Raw genomic sequence first — 17,631 nt, 5'->3', positions numbered from 1 at the left:
CGGGAGCGACAAGGTTGGCGGGCCCATGAAACAACGTCTCAGAAGCGCCTCGTCACGTTTTCGTCAGGAGGCAGAAGGCGTGTTCGGCCAGCGCGTTTTGCGCGTGCCCGACTGCCAGTTGTTGTTGCGGCCGTCCCAGTACGCGAGCGCCATGGTCGACAGATCGATGTCGTCGAGCGTGTTGACGTTCACCGAGACGTAGTCGCCTCCGACCTCGGCGAGATGGCCGCGCCCAAAGCAGTGGACGCCGCAGTTCTTGCAGAAATAGCGCGTCGAGATCTTCGCGCCCCACACGTACGTCGAGAGGCTCTCTTCACCCGCGAGGAGCGTGAAGGCATTCGGCTTCACGATGGCGCCGAGCGACGCGATCTTCGTGCAGATGGAGCAGTTGCAGCCGCTCGCGCCCTCGCTCAAGTCGACGTCGACCTCGAATCGGACCGCACCGCAGTGACAGCTGCCAACGTGCTTCTTCGTTCCGTCTGCTTGGTGTCCCATGATCTTCGTCCTTCCAGCGCCGTCTCGAGGGAGGCGACTTCGGCGTGAGAGAAAAGCTACCGGAGTGCTTTGACAGCCTTGTGTCAGTTAATCCGAAGGCGGGATAGCGGTGGCCTGTCGGCCCGCGCGGCGAGCTTCCGCGAACGTCGTTCGCGCTACTCGACGGCTTCGGCTTCGTCGCGTGAGATGACGAGATCGCGGTTCGTATCGAGCGCGTTCACGATGAGGCCTGCGGTGATGTCCGGGCGCTTCTGGCCCGCGAGGCGCGCGACGGCGGCGCTGACTTCCGACGGCGTGACCTGGCCATCGCCGTTCGCGTCGACCGCGTCGAACCCGCCGAGTTGCTTCCAGAGCTCCACGGAGAACGCCGTCGCGAGCACCAGGCGCACGTCGCGTCCGCTGTCTTCCTTCGGAACGCGGTCGGGACTCTCCTGAGCGAAGCGGACGAGCGGCGTGATGTTGTCGAGGCCGAGCAAGAAGTTTCGGACGAGCGCGATGTTGTACTCGCGATCGGGATCGAAGGGCTGGCCGGCCATGGTGACCACCACGTTGCCGGGCTGCTCGACGACGGTGCGGTCGTCCACCTGGAGAAAGCCGCCCGATTCGAGTGGTGCGAGCTGACGCGAGAACGCAATGGCCTCCGCGATGACGCGGCCGGGGATGCGCATGCAGACGATCTCGTTGTCGAAGGGAACCTCCGACTTCAGCGCGCCGTAGGTGAAGTACTCGCTGTAGTCGCGCGACGCACGGATGCCGCCGCCGTTGAAGAGGGAGACTTCGGCGCCGAGCGCATCGCGAATGCGGGATGCGAGCAACGTTCCCATCGACGTTTGGCGGGCGCGCGAGCCGACGGACGAGAGCGTCTGCCCTTCGGGAAGCGCCAGAAGCGTCGCGTGATCGAGCTCTTCGACGCGCTTCATGTGCATGGCGACGCGCTCGGCAAGGGCCGCGTCGGGCGCGTACGTGTCGAGGGCTTCGAGCCGCGCGGTCGCCGTGATGACGCCCCCGTCGTAGACGATGTCGACGATGCCGGCGTTGAGCGCATCACTCTTCGCCTTGACGATCCACGTGCCCGAGCCCTGCTCGAGGACACCCTGGTGGTCGTGGCCGCCGATGATGACGGGGTAGGGCGGCGATTGCTGCGCCGCGGCGAGCTCGCGGTCGGCATCGGCGAACTGATGCGTAAGCGGGATGACGAACGCGCAATGTTCTTGATGAAGGAGGCGCTCGGTCTCGGCGAGCGCCGCCGTGTTCGGAGACGCCATTGGTTCGCCGCCGAAGGGAGCTCGACGGTAGACGCTGGGGTCGTTCATCACGACGCCGACGAGGCCAATCTTGATCCCGGCGACGTCGAGGACCTGCGACGCCGGCAACGCCGGATCGAGCTTTCGAACATTCGTGGAAAGCCAGGTTGCGCGGAGCTCGTGGATGCGCGAAAGGAGTTCCTCGCTCGTGAGGTCGTCTTCGTGGTTGCCATAGGTCACGTGCGTGACCCCCACCTCGTTCAAGCAATCCACCATCGCCCGGCCCGCATCGAGGCTGGAGAGAATGCTCGGCGACAGGAAATCGCCCGCGAGCGTGACGAGCAGAGCGTCGGCGGGATCGGTTTCTGCGTAGTGCCGCACGAGCGTGCGGAGGCGAGGCAGGTTGTCGAGGACGTAGACGTCGTTCACCGCGACGATGCGAAGCTTCATGGACCGGATGCGGGCTGCGGGCGTGTTCGGGAGCGTGTTCGAGAGCGTGTTCGAGAAGTTGGTCGGAGACAGGCTACGAACTCGCGCCCGTTTTCGGGACGGCGGTCTCCGCGGCCTCCGACCCGCGGAACTCTAACATTTACGCAACGCGATCGACGCTTGCTCGTCAACGGCTGAGGTGGGGACCGTGCAATCGCGGAGAACGCGTTCGAGGCGCGCGACGGCGCGGGCACTCCGTGCATCGGAGGCACCGGAATCCGTGCCGCGTCTGGCCTTCGCGCTGCTCTTCGCGTTTGTCTTCCTCGCTGGCGAATCCCTCGCGCACGCCGAGCCGTCCGCGTCCGTCGACGCGCCAGAGCCCGACGCGGGGGCACCGACGGCGGATGCGGCCGCTGAACCAGCGGGGGGGGCCGTAGCCGATCCGGCGTCCGCATCCGCGTCCGCCCCCGTTCCCGCGTCCGCCCCCGTTCCCGCGTCCGCGTCCGCCCCCGTTCCCGCCCCCGCATCCGCCCCCGTTCCCGCGCTCGCATCCGCGTCCGTTTCTTCGGCGGCGCGGCCCGATCCGCCGAAGCGCTATTTTTACCATCACTACGACTACGGCTCGGAGTCGCTCTACGGCCCGCTCTACGTCATCCTCAATCGCGGCTACGACGTTCTGCAGATGCGCGGTGAGAACCGCCAGCTCGGGCAGAACTTCCAGCTCGATGGCGGCAACGTCTGGGCGAACGTGACGCACGCGCCTCAGGCCATCAACGGCACCGGCGGCTGGTGGCGTTTCATCCGCCAGGAGATTCTTCCTCTCAGCTTCACGCCCGATACGGCCCGTTGGGTGCCGAACTACACGCTGCACCTGATTGGCGGCGGGCAGACGTATGCGCAGCTTCGCGAATGGTTCATGGACCGCGAGGCGTCGCCTCTCGCGGCCTCGGCGTTCTCGGCCGCCACGATCTTCGCCTCGGCGTTCGTGAACGAGTCGATCGAGAACAAGGGGGTCATCGGTTACAACACCGACTGCATCGCGGACATCATGGTGTTCGATGTCGCGGGCATCGTCCTCTTCAGCTTCGAGGGGGTTCGCGATTTCTTCAGTCGACACATCATCGTGTCCGACTGGTCGATGCAGCCTGCACTCATTCCGCAAACGGGCAATCTGCACAACCAGGGCAACTACTACTCTGCCAAGATTCCGATTCCCTGGCATCCGCGTCTCCGACTGCTCGGATATGGCGGAATGGCCACGATGGGCGGCCTCTCGTACTTGCTCGACGGCGGGTATTCGATCTCCGCGGCGATGGGCGGCAAGTTCGATACGCTCGTGAATACGTCGCCCGGTCGGGTGGAGAACAAGGTCACCACGCAGCTCGCGGGAGCGCTGTTCATCGATCGGAACAACTCGCTCCTTGCCTCACTGCAAGTGGCCGACGTCGACGATTACTTCCTCAATCTCAACGTGTATCCGAACGCGATCATCCATACCGATCCCGGATTCGGATTCTGGGGGGTGGTCGCGAAAGACGGCCGATTCCTCGGCGGAATCTCGTTCACTCGAGCCTTCGGTCTCGGCGTTGGCGCCGGCACCATGAAGTGACGCGTCACGCGGTCTTCGAGAACGACACGAGCCCGGCCACCGAGAGAAGGGCAGTCGGGCTCGCGTTCAGGTGACTGCGTTCAGCTCTTGGCCGCGGGCAGCGTTGCCGGTTTGACCGCGGCGTTCGCTCCGTTGACGGGCGAGGTCAGCTCACTCCGGATGCGTGAGCGCATGGCCTCGACGGCCGGATCGCGCGGAGCAGGGTCGCGAATCATGGCCAGGTCGCCTTCGCCGAGCCTGTCCGAGAGGAGGAGGGCCAGCAGCGTTTCCATCACGCTGCCGCTGCCGCCGTTCTGACCGTTTCCGGCGCCCGCGCCGAGGACAATCTTCGGAACGACGTCCACCTTGGCCTTGGCGATGGCGTCCGAGAAGTTCTTCATCACGTTCTGCGTGACCTGGAACTTCGGGCCGCCGTACGCCTGGACCTGCTCTTCGATCGCGATCGCCTCGGCGATACCGACGCGCGCGGCCTTGTCGGCCTCCGCTTCGCCGATCATGCGAACACGGGCGGCCTCCGACTCGGCGAGGGTGCGCATCTCCATCGCCTGCGCCTCGGCCATCGTACGCATCTGCGCGGCCTGCTGGACGCTTCGCTCGTAAGCGGCGCGGCCCTGGTTCGCCTCGATGGTGATGGCGAGCTCGCTCTCGGTGAGGTGCTTTTGCTTCTCGGCGCGGGCCATCGCCTCGCGGAGGTCGCGCTCCTTGGCCGAGGCCTTCTCCTGCCGCGCATAGGTCTCGACCTGCTCCTCGGCGATCTGGCGCGCACGGAGCTGCTCGAGGATCGTGGCGATGTGCTTGTCTCCGTTCGAGGCCGCCGGGGTGCCGATGAGCACCTCTTCTAGCTCGAGGTTGTAGTGGCAGAAGCGAGCCTTCATTTCCTCGCTGGCGATTGCCTGAATCATGCTTCGTTCCTGGAGAAGCTGGATGAGCGTGCGCGTCTGACCGATGTTCTTGAAGTACGCGGCGACCATCGGGTCGAGAGTCTGCTCGACGAGTCGTTTGACGTCACCGAAGCGCTGCACCACGAGGGGCGCCTTGCGGTAGTCGATGTGCACGACCACCGAGAGCGGCAGCGAAGGCTCGAAGGCGTCTTTCGTGATGAGCGAGACCTCGGAGAGGTTCTCGTCGAAGCGGTGCGAGCCGATTTCGCCCTTCGTCCACTTGAGGATGAAGTTCGTGGTCGGCACGTTGATGACCTTGCCGGCATACGTGTTGAACGCGTATTTGCCGGGAAGGAGCGGTTCGCTCCACACGCCGCGCTCGCCCTTGTGAACGAGCTCGCCATGCTTGTACTCGGAGCCGGAGAGGTCGCTGCCTTCGCTTCCCGTGTAGGAGACGACCACGCCGACGTTGCCGACTTCGACCACCGTCTTCGGAATCATCTCCACGGTCGCGAAGAGTCGATTCACGTAATACGTGCCCTCGACGAGAACCTGGAGCTGACGGCCGCGGAAACCACCAGCCACGAGGAAGGCCTCCGGATCCTGGAAGTTGTTGTGGTACGAGCGCGGGTCGGCGGGCTGATCGCCGACGATGGGCGCGATGATCTGCCCCTGCGGAAGCGAGGGACCGTCGTGCACGGTGACGATGCCGACGAGGTCGTCGGCGCCCTTGATGACGACCGGCGAGAAGCCGAAGCGCTCGGCCACGGTCTGACCCATTTGACGGAAGACGCTGTCTTCGTCGCGGCTGAGCGATAGGTAGAAAAGCTTGTTCTCCGTCACGACGAGGAACTGGGCGAGGTTGATGGCGTAGGTGCCTTCTCGCAAGATCTGGCGCTGCGGGCCGCGTTGTCCGCCGCTCGCGAGAAACTGGCGAACATCTTGGAACTGGGTCGAAGCCGCACCCGAGGCGAGCGTCTGCGTGGCCGTGAGAGGGCGGCCGTCGCGCGCGAAGACGTATCCGATCTTTCCCTGCGGAATCGTGACGAGGGATGTTTTGTGGACGCTGTATTGCAGCGGCAACAGGTAGTGGACGCCACCGCGCAAAAGCTCCGGTTGGAAGCCTGCTTCACCGCCGAGTGCGATGAAACCGCTCTTCACCGAGCCTGCGAGACTCCATCGTTTCTCGACGATGCCGACCCGATCGTTCGGGATATAGCGAATACCGGACAGAAGAACGAGGACACACAGAAGCGCAAGGGCGATGCCAAATAGAGCGAGCCCACTGAGCGCGAACATGCACAGCCTCCTTGAGTGACGAAGGCACGATCGCCTTCGCGCTGACGCGCGTTTCGAGCGCGGCAACGCGTGTGCGTGCAGAGTCAGGAACAAGAGCCCGGGAGCCGTCCAAAACGTGCACGCCGGCCCTCTTGCCCACCTCGGTCGATTCGACAACGCGATCGAACGGGGCGCACGTCAGGGTCGGCTGGCACGCGTGACGCGCTCCGTGAGCTCGATCGCGTGCGTCTTGCCTTCGTCTTATGTGATTCGGGGTGCACGGGTCATTGGCGCCGTGCTTGGTGCGTAACGTGTGTCGCACCCGAGCTCGTGCAAGCCAAAATCGGACGGCACGACCTATGCTTTAGGCTGATTTCCTGCGCGGATCGCGGACCTCCAAGCATCGGACTTGCCCTGCCGTGCGTCGCGATAGGCACGCTGGTGGAGCGCTCATGGCCGGGTCGACAGAGCCGCGTCGAGGGTGCCCTTCTCGCGCCAGCGGGCCAAGACGTACCTCGCAATGGCGAAGTCGTAGATGGCGTAGGACGTCGCCCGAATCGCCTAGCTGCGACGCTCGAGCGCCTCGATCAGCGCTTGGCGAGAGGCAAGACGGCGTTCGAGGGCAGATAGCCCTTGGTCTCGGAGACGACGACACGCGTGAAGTCGATGCCGTCGTCGAGAATACGAACGCGTGCGCCCTCCGGAATCGGGGCGACACCGCCGAGTGCGACGTGACGGTCGTCGAGGAGGTGCGCGCCTTCGATCACGACGACGCCTTCGCGTAGATGCAGTCGAGCATCGCGTGCGAAGTAGAGAACGAGTGACGTCACGAGAAGCAGGCCGCCTGCGACAGCCGCCGTGGTGTTGCCGGCGACCTTGGCTCGAGGCGCGGTCGCGCGTGCGCGAAGAACGATGCCGACGGCAAGCGCCGCGGCGAAGATGCCGGCGAGCACGGCCCACACGTTCTCGTCGAGCAGGGTGACGATCGAGCGTCCGAACGAGGCGCCATGCTCGAACTCGACCGGATCACCCGCCCGCGCGCGACGCCGGGCGATCTCGGCGCGGATGTCGGTGAGGGCACGCGAGGCGTCGGCGGCCAAGGCGGAGTCCTTCGTGAGGTCGCGCGCTTCCTCGAAGCCATGCGTGGCGCGTCCGAGATCGCCAGGCTGCTCGGCGCCGGCGCGGACGCGAGCCGCGTACGCGAGGCCGCGATCGTAGCTCACGACCGGATCGACCACGCCGTGATCCCCGAGCGACTCGAACCCCGCGATGGCCGTGGCGGCATGTCCCTTGGCGAGCGCGTCGACCGAGGCCTCGAAGAGGCGCGCCGGATCTCGCTCGGTGTCGACCGCGGCTTCGGCGTTCGTGCCGGAGTCCGTGTCGGCATGCGCCGATCCGGAGATTCCGAACGCGAGGAACGCGGCGATGACCAGAGACGTGCGCTTCACGAGCGACCTCCCTCGATCGCGGAGAGGACCTTTTCCGCGCGGTCCCAGAGGGATCGTGCGTCGGCCATCGAGACGCCTTCGGGCGAGAAGCGTGCATCTTCGCAGGCGCGAAGAATGTCGAGCGCCTCCGTTGCAGAGGCTTCGGACACGCCTGCCTCCTCGAGCTCGGACTTTGCAGTCGTGCGCGAGGCTCCGCGGAGATTCACGCCCGTCGCGGCGAGCACCACGGCTTCGACCGCGCGCGCAACGCTTCCGATGGCCGCCTTCGCATCGTCGCCCTCGCATGCCGCCTTGGCCTCGGCGCGCCTCGTCTTCGCGATACGCTCTGGGCTCGGTGCCGCCTCCGCGCGTCGCTCGCGCATCTTGCGAACGCTGCGACCAAGGACGATGGCCAGCACACACGCGATGGGCGAGCCGAACAGTGCTGCCCAATAGAGCGGCGAGTCCGTGAGGTAGCTCTCCGCGCCGCGCTTCTCGAGTGCCGTGCGCGGCTTGGGCATGTTCGCGAGGAGCGGCTCGGGCTGCTCTACGCCAGCGTCGCGAGCCAGGCCCTTGGCGACGTTTACGATGCCGAGACTCGCGCGGGCGACGCCATACGCACGCTTGTCGGCGTCGTAGAACGGAAGGCGAACCTCGCCGAGATCGATCGCGCCGTCGTTGTGCAGACGAACGACGTACTCGAACGTGCGCGTTCCGCCGAAGCGGTCGTTCGAAACGGCGCCGACCTTCTCGCGCGTCGTGGGCTCGAGCCATTCCACGCCGGGAACGACCGGCATCGGCAGTTGCGAAGGAAGATTCCCCGTGCCGCGGAGCTCGATGCTCACACCGATGGCGCCGTCTTGCTCGATGGCGCGCGGAGTCACCGTCGCCTGCATCGAGAAATCGCCCACGTCACCGAGCGCGTAGCCCGGGGGACGCCCAGCGACGGGAGGATCGGACACGTCGACCGAGAGCTTCTCCGACTCGCGCACGCCGAGGCCGCCCTGCGGGAAGGAGATCGACATCGGGTCGATCGTGAGCTTGCCGGAGCGGAGCGGGAAGAGAGCGCTCTTGCGAATGAGCTTCACGCTCCAGATGCGTCCGCCCACGAGGGCCGTGCCCATGTCGGGCGCGTTGGCCTGGTCGTCGATGAGCGACCGTTTGACGAAGTCGTTGGCGTTCGCTTCGTGGACGTCGGAGGCGCGACCCGGATTCGAGTAAGGATCGAGGTAGAGGTAGACGTTGAGCGTCACCTGCTCGCCGACCACCGCGCGCGTCTTGTCGACGGTGGCGTGCAAAAAGGCCGTCGAACCACGAGGCGCGTCGAGCGCGAGCTTCGGGTCACCGGTGGGGCGAAGCGCTTCCTGAGGCGGCTCGTCGTCCATGCCGAGCAAGCCGCGCAGCGAACCGAAGCCGCCACCGAACGGATCGATGGTGATGCTGTTGCCGCGCGAGCCGCCACGTTGGCGCTGTCCGCCGGCCTGGCCGCGAGGCACGACGGTGACACGCTGCGCGCGCGCCGAGTAGCGTGTGCCGGCGACGCTTCCCGAGGCCGGCCCCAGCGTGAACGTGCCGACCTTCTCCGCGCGGAGCGTCCACGTGGTGGTCAGGCTGTTCATCTCGCTCGGCGTGCCGTTCATGTTCATGCGCATCTGCATGGGCGAAGAGCCCGCACCGATGACGCTGAAGCCGTTCGTCGATCCGGGCTTCGGATCCGACGGTGAGGTTCGGCCTTGAACGCTGATCTGGAGCGTGTAGGCGAGCGTGTCTCCGAGCTCGACGCGATCGGTCTCGACGGTCGCGTTCACCTGCACCTGCACCTGCGCCTGCTGCTGGGCGCCGGCGATGCGCGCCACGAAGAGCACGCTGAAAATGGCGAAGACGAACGAAAGCCAGCGCATCGCTACTTGTCGCTCATCCCGCGGACGCGGCGCTTCTGGCCCTGCTTTCGTGCCGCCTCTTGCTGCACGGTGGGAGCGTTCTCGAGCTGGTCGAGCATGCGCTCGTCCTGGTTCTGCTTCGAGGGCGGGGGAGGGGCGCCGGCGTCTTGCTCGTCGGGCTTGGGCGGCGGCGGCTTGTTCTGATCGTCGCCGGAGTCCTTGCCCGAGTCCTTTTCGTCGTTCTGGCCGCTGTCGCCGCCGGAGTCTTTGCCCGAGTCCTTGTCGTCCTTACCGGAGTCCTTGTTCTCGTCGTTCTGGCCGCTGTCGCCGCCGGAGTCCTGCGAGGCATCGTTCGACGCGTCGTTGCCGGCGTCTTTCTTGTCCTCGATGCGACGAAGCGCGATGGCGCGGTTCCACGCCGAGTCGCGACCAACGAGGTCCGGCGTGATCGGCGGGCCCGCGTCACTCGCGCCGAGCGGCCCGGCGTCACCCATGCCGGGGGCGAGCTCGAGGGCCTTGTCGTAGGCGCGAACGGCTTCCTCGTAGTTCGCGTTCAAGAAGTGCAGGTTGCCTTGGAGGTAGTACGCGCGTGCGCGCAGATCGACGGGGACCGCGCGATCCTCCGCGATGGCGGTGACGATGCGGAGCGCACAGTCGACCTGCTCGGTTCGCTGCCCTTTGAGCGCCTCATCGGCGGGACCGGCGTCGACTTCTTCCTCACCGAAACGACGACCGTAGCGCTCGGCGATCTTGAAGATGGCGAGCCCCAGGTCGAACGAGCCGTTCGCCATGGCGCGGACGCGCGGCGGCGTGCCGATGCTGCCTTCCTTGCACGCGCCGGTCTGCAAGTAGGTCTGAAGGAGATCGCCGGCGGTGGTGGCGTCTCCCCCGTCGAGGTGACCGATTGCCTGATTGACCTCGGGAGACTCGCGATCGAACGGACGCGACGGATCCCAACCGCAAGCGAAGAGCAGCGCGTTGGAGGCGAGGCTCAGGGCGACGACGACACGAAGGCGAGGGAACGTTCGCGTCTTCATGCGGACCTCCTCGCGTCGTCGCTTCCGCGGTCCTTCTTCTTCGATGCCCCCTTCTTGCTCGAAGGCGTGCGGCGTTTGCCGGGAAGCGCGGTGGCCGTGATCGCCGTGAGCGGGAACGACGGAAGCTTCGGAAGCGGCGCCTCGGGCACGAGGCCCTCGATGACCAGAAGCAACGTGGCGATGCCGAGCGGCCACATGTATTCCTCGTCGAACGCGGTCTCGACGTGCTCGGCGAGCTCCTCGCGCATCATCTTCTTCAGCGAGCGCGCAACCTCGTCGATGCCGGTCTCGCCCTTCTCGGCGCGGACGATGGCGCCGCCTGTCGCCTTGGCGATCTCGGCGAGCTGCGTCTCGCCTTCGGCGGACAGCTCGGTGGTGACGACGTTTCCGTCTTCGTCTTTGCGGATGCCGTTCACCTTGCCGTCCGGGCCGACGTCGGGGATGGGCTCGGGCGCACGACCGCCGATCTGCACGACGTCGATGCGCGTCTTCTCCTCGGCCGCAGAGCGCGCGATGGCCACGGGATCGCCTTCGAGATCTTCACCGTCGGTCACCAGCACGATGACGCGCACGTGCTCTTTCGACTTCGGATCGCGTGCCAAGAGCTCGCGCGCGCGTTCGAGGGCACGCGCGATGGCCGTACCGCCGATGGGCATGTCGTTCGGCTCGAGCTGCCGGAAGAACTGACTGATGGCCGCCGAGTCGCTCGTCATCGGAAAGCTCATGGGCTCACCGGCGAAGGCCACGGCCCCGAAACGAGCACCCGGAAGGTCACGAACGAGCTTGCTGACCTCGGCCTTCGCACGCGCGATACGGCTCGGCGCGACGTCGCGCGCGTACATGCTCTTCGAGTAGTCGAGCACGATCACCACGTCGAGGTTCGTGGCCGGAATGAGCTTCGTGCCGCGTCCCCATTGGGGTCGCGCGAGCGCGAGGAACGCAGAGGCGAGTGCTACGACGAGGAGGACGCTTTTGAAGGCACGACGGCCCGAGGCGTCGAACGACTCGAGCTTGGTGACGAGCTTCGCCTCACCGAAGAGCGTGGTGGCTCGCCCACGGCGCACGGACGCCAGGAGAAGCGAGCCGGCGAAGAGGACGACGATGAGCGCACAGGCAATCGCCACGAGCGCCCAAGGCATCGCACCGAGGTCGTAGAAGAACCTCACGGGAACCTCCGCACGAGGAAGATTCGAACGAGCGCCTCGATCGCGAGCAGCATCACCGCCGGCACGACGAAGAACGGGAAGAGGTCCTCCATCGTCGCCGCCTGCGCTTCGAAGCGGGTCTTCTCGAGCTTGTCGAGAATGCTGTGCATCGAGCGCGTGAGGCCCTTCTTGTCGGTGGCGACGAAGGAGTCTCCGCCGGTGCTGCTGGCCATGCGCTTGAGCAGCTCGGGATTCACCGGGAAGTGCTGACGCACGAAACGCGGCTGGCCGAAGAGATCGACGCCGTCTTGGACCTCGACGTCGTCGCCGTCGCCGATCTGCACGGTGTAGACCTTGACCGCTTGCGTCTGCGCAAGGTGCGCGGCGTAGTCGGGCGCGATCGAGCCGGCGTTCGAATCACCGTCGGTGAGGAGGATGACCGCTTTGGAGCGCGCGTTCGAACGACGCAACCGCGCTACCGCCGTTCCGACCGCATCGCCGATGGCGGTGCCGTTGCCGTCGATGAGGCCGAGGTCCATCTTGCTCACGAGCGTCGAGAGCAGCGACTTGTCCAGCGTGGGCGGCGAGAGGATGTAAGCCGTTCGCCCGAAGACGACGACGCCGATGCGGTCGTTCTTTCGACGCGAGACGAAGTCGAGGATGACTTCCTTCGCCGTGTCGAGGCGCGTGAGGCGGCGGATCTGACCACCTTGCGAACGCGCGCCCGACTCGTCGGCATCCATGAGAGCCTTCATCGAGCCCGAGAGGTCGAGGACGATGACGATGTCGATGCCGCGCTCGTCGGTGTTCTCGCCGCGGAGCACGTTCTGCGGGCGACCGAGGGCCAGCAAGCAGAGCGCGAGGCAAGCGCCGCGTAGCATGCCGGGCATGTCACGAAGGCGCGTGCGAAGGCCGCGCGGGCCCGTGAGGAGCGGCGCCACGCTGGAGATACGCAGACGAGGCGTGCGTGTGTCGGCGGCGAGCGTCATGCGCCAGACGACGAGCGAGCACACGACGAGGATGACCGCCGCGAGCACCGGAAATCGCGCTTCGCGGGGCAGCCATGCGAGCACCGGCACGGTCCACACCGACGTGAGCCACGCCTCGCCTCGCGCGAGCGCGGGATAGAGCAGGCCGAGCGCGAAGAAGACGATGGTGCCGAGCGCCACCGTGAGGCCACGCACGACGCGGTTCACGAGGCACCTCCATCGTCGCTCTTTTCGGGCACGGCTTCGGAGGCTGGCGCAGGCTCTTTCGCGATGCCGCTACCGAACGCGCGAAGCGGGGACGTGGTGCGCACGATGTGCTCGCCGGCGTCGAGCGCAGCGGCGCACTGCGAGGGCGAAGGCATGAGGTTCGCGAACTTCACGAGGTCGCATTCCGCGAGGAAGCCGGCGATCTCGTTCAGCGGAATGGCCGGCCCCGGCAAGAGATCGAGCTCGGCGCCGCTCTCCAGGCGAACGAAGCCGCCGCCTTGCTTGCGCAGGGCAACGAGGATCTCGTCGGTGGTCGACTCGAGGCCGTCGAAGCCGAAACGCGCACCGAGGTAGCCGCGCACGGCGTCGCTCACGCGGTCGAAGTACTCCGTGTGTCGGCCGGTCTCGAGCAGGCCCGCGTGACGAACTTCGTCGAGCTTCTCGAGCGCGATCTCCCACGGCGGCCTCGGCGGAACGGGCGGCGGCGGAGGCTTCGGCCGCGTGAAGAACCGGTAGGCCGCGTACGCGAGGAGGGCGCCTGCGAGGAGGCCCGCGCCTCCCCAGAGGAGGGCCTTCTTGAGCGACGTCCATTCTTCGCGCTGCGGGCGCGGAGGCGGATTGCCCTTCGGCTCCGCCGTCGGAACGTTGGCGGTAGGATCTTCGACGACGATCGTGTGCGGATGCGTGCACACCGTTGCGATCTCGCCGTTCGCGCGCGCGACAGCGACGGGCAGCGGCGGCAGATGCATGATGTTGCGGCCCGGACCTTCCGGCAGCGTGACGAGCGGAAGATCGAGGTGCGTCGTGGCGCGCGACTTCGCCGGATCGTCCGGCTCGGTCCAAAGGCGCGCCGCAGCGCCTCCGTCTTGATCGGGAATCGCGAAGCCGGCCTGCTTCAGGTACTTCTTGGCGTCGACGGCCGACGAGAGATCGAGGCCCGACGGAAGTACGCGTTCGCCCTTGCCGTGCTGCACCGTGATGGCGAGCGTGGCTGCCCAGCCGCTTGTGCCGCGCTGCGGAAACGTCTCGGCGATGGCGGGGCGCTCGGCGCCTTTCGGCACGCTCTCGACGCAGCCGGTCACCGACGAAGGCGCACCGCCGTCGGAGGGCACACCGGCATCGGTAATCCCGGCGTCCGGCCCCTGGGCCGAAGCGCGCTCGGCCACGGCCGTCCACGACGCGAACGACAAGGCGGAGCAAGCGACGAGGAGCAGCGCTCGCGTCTTCATCGTGTGCTCACCCGGCGCGCACGGCGCGCGAACAGATCGCGAATGGGTTTGACGAACGAGCCGCCCGTCTCGATCTCCACCGCGTCGATTCCGAGCTTGAAAAATAGCTTCTGGCGCGTGTCGCGGATCTTCTTCATCTCCGACGCGAAGTGCGCGCGCACGCGCTTGTCGGACGTGTCGACGACGATCATCTCGCCGCTCTCGAGGTCTTCGAAGGTGGCGAGGCCGACGTCGGGCAGCTCGTAGTCACGCTTGTCGGTGAGGACGACGGCGATCACGTCGTGCTTCGCGCTCGCCAGCGAGAGCGCGCGCTCGTATCCGGACGTGAAGAAGTCGGACACGACGAAGGCCACGCTTCGGCGTCGAGCGACGTGGGCGAGCGCCTCGAGTGCGCTCTTGAGATCGGTCGCTGCACCGAGCTTCGGAACGCGATGGCTCGACTCCTCGCGCATCGACGCCGGATGCGGCGCCTCGAAGCCGAGGATCTCGCGTACGACGCGCATCACGTGCTTTTCGCCCTTCTTGGGCGGCACGATGCGCTCGACCTTGCTGGTCGAAAGAATGAGACCCACGCGATCGTTGTTGCGGATCGCGCTGAATGCGAGGAGCGCCGCTACCTCGGAAGCGACGCGCGCCTTGGGCGCTCGCTGCGTGCCGAAGCGCTCGCTCGCGGAGAGATCGACGGCGAGCATGACCGTCATCTCGCGCTCTTCGACGAACACCTTCACGAAGGGGTCGTTCATGCGCGCGGAGACGTTCCAGTCGATCGTCCGGACGTCGTCGCCGGGCTGGTACGGACGGACCTCGCGGAAGGCGAGGCCCTGACCCTTGAAGCTCGACTTGTACGTACCGGAGAGCTGCTCGTTGGCGAGGCGCGCCGTATGAATCTCGATGGTGCGCAGCGCGGCGAGGATCTCGCGGGGAATCATGGGGCGAGGGCGATCGAATTCGGGCGAGTGTCGGAGAAGGTCAGGGAACCTCGACCACTTCGAAGACGCGGCGCACGACCTGCTCGCTCGTGACCTCCTCGGCGTCGGCCTCGTAGGTGAGGACCACGCGATGGCGGAGGACGTCGGGGCCGACGGCCTTCACGTCTTCGGGCGTGACGTAGCCGCGATGGCGCAAGAACGCGTGCGCGCGCGCCGCGAGGTTCAGTGCGATCGACGCGCGGGGCGAAGCGCCGAACTCGATGAGCGGCGCGAGGTCTTTCAGGCCATGTTTGGCCGGATCGCGCGTGGCGAAGACGACGTCGACGATGTAGTCCTTCACCTTGTCGGCGACGTAGATCTGGTTGATGGTCTTGCGCGCGTCGAGCAGCTCGCTCTGCGTGACGACATGCTCGGCCTTCACCGGCACGAGGCTCGTCATGCGATCCATGATCTTCCGCTCGTCTTCGCGGGTCGGGTAACCGACCTTGCACATCAGCATGAAGCGGTCGACCTGCGCTTCGGGCAACGGATACGTGCCCTCCTGCTCGATCGGGTTCTGCGTCGCCATGACGATGAACGGATTGGGCAGGGGATAGGTGCGGTCGCCGATGGTGACCTGCCGCTCCTGCATCGCCTCGAGCAGGGCGCTCTGGACCTTCGCCGGCGCGCGGTTGATTTCGTCCGCCAGCACCAGGTTCGCGAAGACCGGACCCAGCTTGGACGTGAATTCGCCCTTCTGCTGGTTGTAGATCACCGTGCCGATGACGTCGGCCGGCAAGAGGTCCGGCGTGAACTGGATGCGCGCGAACTTCGACGAGATCGCGTCGCACAGTGTGCGGACGGTCAACGTCTTCGCGAGCCCAGGGACGCCCTCGAGGAGGACGTGTCCACCGGTGAGCAGCCCGATCAGGATCCGCTCGATCATGTAGGTCTGACCTACGATGACCTTGCCGACCTCGGACTGGATTCGATCCACGAACGCGCTTTCGCGCGCGACGATTTCGTTCAGTTCACGGGCGTCTTGCATGCCTGATCCGGCCACGTCCTACCACGAGGGACGGTGGGGCCGAAACCAGCCAGATGCCTCTTCGATTCCCGCGGTCTCGTTCTTGTTCGAGGGGGGAGCTGCGCTTCCCCCTCGAGCTCCCCCTCGCTTAACGCCCGCGCTTGAGGGAACTTCGCGCATCCATCGAATTCAGCGCACTGAGACCGCGTCGGCTCCGGTCGGGGCCGGGATGTGCGCAGGTATCGAGCCCGCCGGCACGCAAGGGCCGAGATGTGCGGCAGCTGCAGCGCTCGTATGTAGCCCAACGACTCGAGGGAGCCAGCTTCAATCCCGTTGCCACGCACGGGCGCGTAACTCGCAGCCCACGCGGACGTAGGCGTGGAGCCCTCGAGGGGCCCAGCCTAGCTGACCCGAGCCTGGCCACGTCTCGCGAGCGGTGGCGTCACACTTTAGAATCACGCCGACAAACGCCGGCTCAAGCGTGGGGGAGCTCGAGGGGGCAGCGCAGCTCCCCCTCGAACGAGACTCACACCCTTGCGGTCTGAGAAATCGAGATCCCGCCGTGGGTCCCGACGACCCCGCCGAGCGCGATGGCGATCCACCAGAGGTTGAGGTCGGTCAGCTTCAGGCCGAGGATTCCCATGAGAATGAGGCCAATCCCCAGAAAGATCTGTGCCGTTCCGCGCTGCATGATGCCGCGTTTCTACAGCAATTCTGGAGCCAGTTCCAGTGCGTCTTCCTACGGGCGTTTGGTGGCTCGCTCCGGCGAGGACTAGTCCACTTCGAGCACGATTTTGCCGAAGACCTGGCGCGCTTCGAGAAGGCGGTGGGCATCGGCGGCGTCCCAGAGCGGCATGACGCGATCGACGACGGGCTGGAGTTTGCCCTCGTCGACGAGGCGGAGGATGCCGAACAGGTCGCCCTTGGGGCCCATCGTCGAACCGAGGACTTCGACCTGACGGAAGAAGATGTGGCGGAGATCGATCGTGGGCGTGAAGCCTGTGGTCGCGCCGCAGGTGACGACGCGGCCGCCCCAGGCGGCGGCGAGGATGCTCTTCGCGAAGACGTCGCCGCCGACGTGCTCGATGACGACGTCGACGCCCTTCTTGTTCGTGAGCTTTTTGCACTCTGCAACGAAATCTTGCGACGTGTAGTTGATGACCTCGTCGGCCCCGAGGCTGCGGGCGCGGGCGGCCTTCTCGTCGGTGCTCGTCGTGGTGATGACACGTGCGCCGAGCATCTTCGAGATCTGGATGGCCGCGCTCGAAACACCGCTGCCCGCGGCTTGGACGAGGACCGTCTGGCCCGGACGAACCTGGCCTTTGCGGACCACCATCTGCCACGCCGTGAGAAAGCAGAGCGGGAGCGAGGCCGCCTCCGTGAACGAGAGGCGCTTCGGCATCGGCAAGACGTTCGCGTCGGGCACGACGATGTGGCGCGAGTATCCTCCCTGCGCGTTCTCGCCCATCAGGCGGTAGCTTTTGCAGAACGTGTCTTCGCCGAGCAGGCATCGCTCGCACGCACCGCACGAGAGGCCAGGGTTGACGACGACGCGGTCACCGACCTTTGCGTTGAGCGCGCCCGGCCCGAGCGCTTCCACCACGCCGGCGACGTCGGCGCCGAGACGATGCGGGAACTCGTAGCGGTAGTTCGGAAGCCCGCGCCGGCCCCAGAGGTCGATGTGGTTGAGCGCGACCGCATGCACGCGGATCCGGACTTCGCGTGGACCGGGCTCAGGGAGCTCGATCGTCGCTCGTTCGAGGACTTCGGGACCGCCCGTGGCGCGCATGACCATCGCTTCCGTCTGCATGGCGGCGACGCTACCACGCAGCGGAAGAAGGGCGAG

General features: G+C 66.4%; 14 protein-coding genes. 1 reads left to right on the top strand and 13 read right to left on the bottom strand.

The window, feature by feature from the left end:
- Positions 1-63 precede the first annotated feature (63 nt).
- Both AKJ09_RS48040 and AKJ09_RS48035 read right to left on the bottom strand, forming a co-directional pair.
- On the bottom strand, positions 64-495 hold the full coding sequence (locus tag AKJ09_RS48040; protein WP_146654580.1) for a GFA family protein: 432 nt from the start codon (positions 493-495) through the stop codon (positions 64-66).
- A 155-nt stretch (positions 496-650) separates the two neighbouring features.
- Positions 651-2,189, bottom strand: coding sequence for a 5'-nucleotidase C-terminal domain-containing protein (locus AKJ09_RS48035; protein WP_146654579.1), 1,539 nt, complete (start codon positions 2,187-2,189; stop codon positions 651-653).
- Positions 2,190-2,448: 259 nt separating this feature from the next.
- On the opposite strand from AKJ09_RS48035, the gene AKJ09_RS48025 reads away from it, so the two are divergent.
- The gene (locus AKJ09_RS48025; protein ID WP_169928547.1) at positions 2,449-3,777 is read left to right on the top strand and encodes a hypothetical protein; all 1,329 of its coding nucleotides are present in this window, start codon (positions 2,449-2,451) and stop codon (positions 3,775-3,777) included.
- 80 nt (positions 3,778-3,857) lie between these two features.
- On the opposite strand, the gene AKJ09_RS48020 is transcribed toward AKJ09_RS48025, so the two are convergent.
- The 11 genes from AKJ09_RS48020 to AKJ09_RS47975 form a co-directional block, all read right to left on the bottom strand.
- Complete coding sequence (locus tag AKJ09_RS48020; RefSeq protein WP_146654576.1) at positions 3,858-5,957, bottom strand: SPFH domain-containing protein; 2,100 nt, start codon at positions 5,955-5,957, stop codon at positions 3,858-3,860.
- Positions 5,958-6,523: 566 nt separating this feature from the next.
- The gene (locus tag AKJ09_RS48015) at positions 6,524-7,384 is read right to left on the bottom strand and encodes a hypothetical protein (protein ID WP_146654575.1); all 861 of its coding nucleotides are present in this window, start codon (positions 7,382-7,384) and stop codon (positions 6,524-6,526) included.
- Entirely contained in the window at positions 7,381-9,264 is a 1,884-nt protein-coding gene (locus AKJ09_RS48010; protein ID WP_146654574.1) for a BatD family protein, read from the bottom strand. The genes AKJ09_RS48015 and AKJ09_RS48010 overlap by 4 nt, the downstream gene beginning before the upstream one ends.
- A gap of 2 nt (positions 9,265-9,266) precedes the next feature.
- Positions 9,267-10,280, bottom strand: a complete 1,014-nt coding sequence (locus AKJ09_RS48005; protein ID WP_146654573.1) for a tetratricopeptide repeat protein — start codon at positions 10,278-10,280, stop codon at positions 9,267-9,269.
- Complete coding sequence (locus AKJ09_RS48000; RefSeq protein WP_240488881.1) at positions 10,277-11,446, bottom strand: vWA domain-containing protein; 1,170 nt, start codon at positions 11,444-11,446, stop codon at positions 10,277-10,279. The genes AKJ09_RS48005 and AKJ09_RS48000 overlap by 4 nt, the downstream gene beginning before the upstream one ends.
- The gene (locus AKJ09_RS47995; RefSeq protein ID WP_146654572.1) at positions 11,443-12,621 is read right to left on the bottom strand and encodes a VWA domain-containing protein; all 1,179 of its coding nucleotides are present in this window, start codon (positions 12,619-12,621) and stop codon (positions 11,443-11,445) included. Before AKJ09_RS47995 ends, AKJ09_RS48000 begins: the two co-directional genes overlap by 4 nt.
- Positions 12,618-13,850 carry a hypothetical protein gene (locus AKJ09_RS47990; protein ID WP_146654571.1) on the bottom strand — a complete coding sequence of 411 codons (1,233 nt, stop codon included), beginning with the start codon at positions 13,848-13,850 and terminating at the stop codon, positions 12,618-12,620. Before AKJ09_RS47990 ends, AKJ09_RS47995 begins: the two co-directional genes overlap by 4 nt.
- On the bottom strand, positions 13,847-14,779 hold the full coding sequence (locus AKJ09_RS47985) for a DUF58 domain-containing protein (RefSeq protein ID WP_146654570.1): 933 nt from the start codon (positions 14,777-14,779) through the stop codon (positions 13,847-13,849). The genes AKJ09_RS47990 and AKJ09_RS47985 overlap by 4 nt, the downstream gene beginning before the upstream one ends.
- A gap of 40 nt (positions 14,780-14,819) precedes the next feature.
- A complete protein-coding gene (locus AKJ09_RS47980; protein WP_146654569.1) occupies positions 14,820-15,806 on the bottom strand; it encodes an AAA family ATPase in 987 nt (328 codons plus the stop codon).
- Positions 15,807-16,311: 505 nt separating this feature from the next.
- The gene (locus AKJ09_RS53890; protein WP_169928546.1) at positions 16,312-16,476 is read right to left on the bottom strand and encodes a hypothetical protein; all 165 of its coding nucleotides are present in this window, start codon (positions 16,474-16,476) and stop codon (positions 16,312-16,314) included.
- 81 nt (positions 16,477-16,557) lie between these two features.
- Positions 16,558-17,595, bottom strand: coding sequence for a zinc-binding dehydrogenase (locus AKJ09_RS47975; protein ID WP_146654568.1), 1,038 nt, complete (start codon positions 17,593-17,595; stop codon positions 16,558-16,560).
- Positions 17,596-17,631 lie beyond the last annotated feature (36 nt).

Origin of the sequence: Labilithrix luteola, from assembly GCF_001263205.1 — a bacterium.
GTDB classification, from domain to species: domain Bacteria; phylum Myxococcota_A; class Polyangia; order Polyangiales; family Polyangiaceae; genus Labilithrix; species Labilithrix luteola.
Note: the sequence above shows the minus strand (reverse complement) of the source record. Positions and strands in the feature narration are given on the sequence as shown.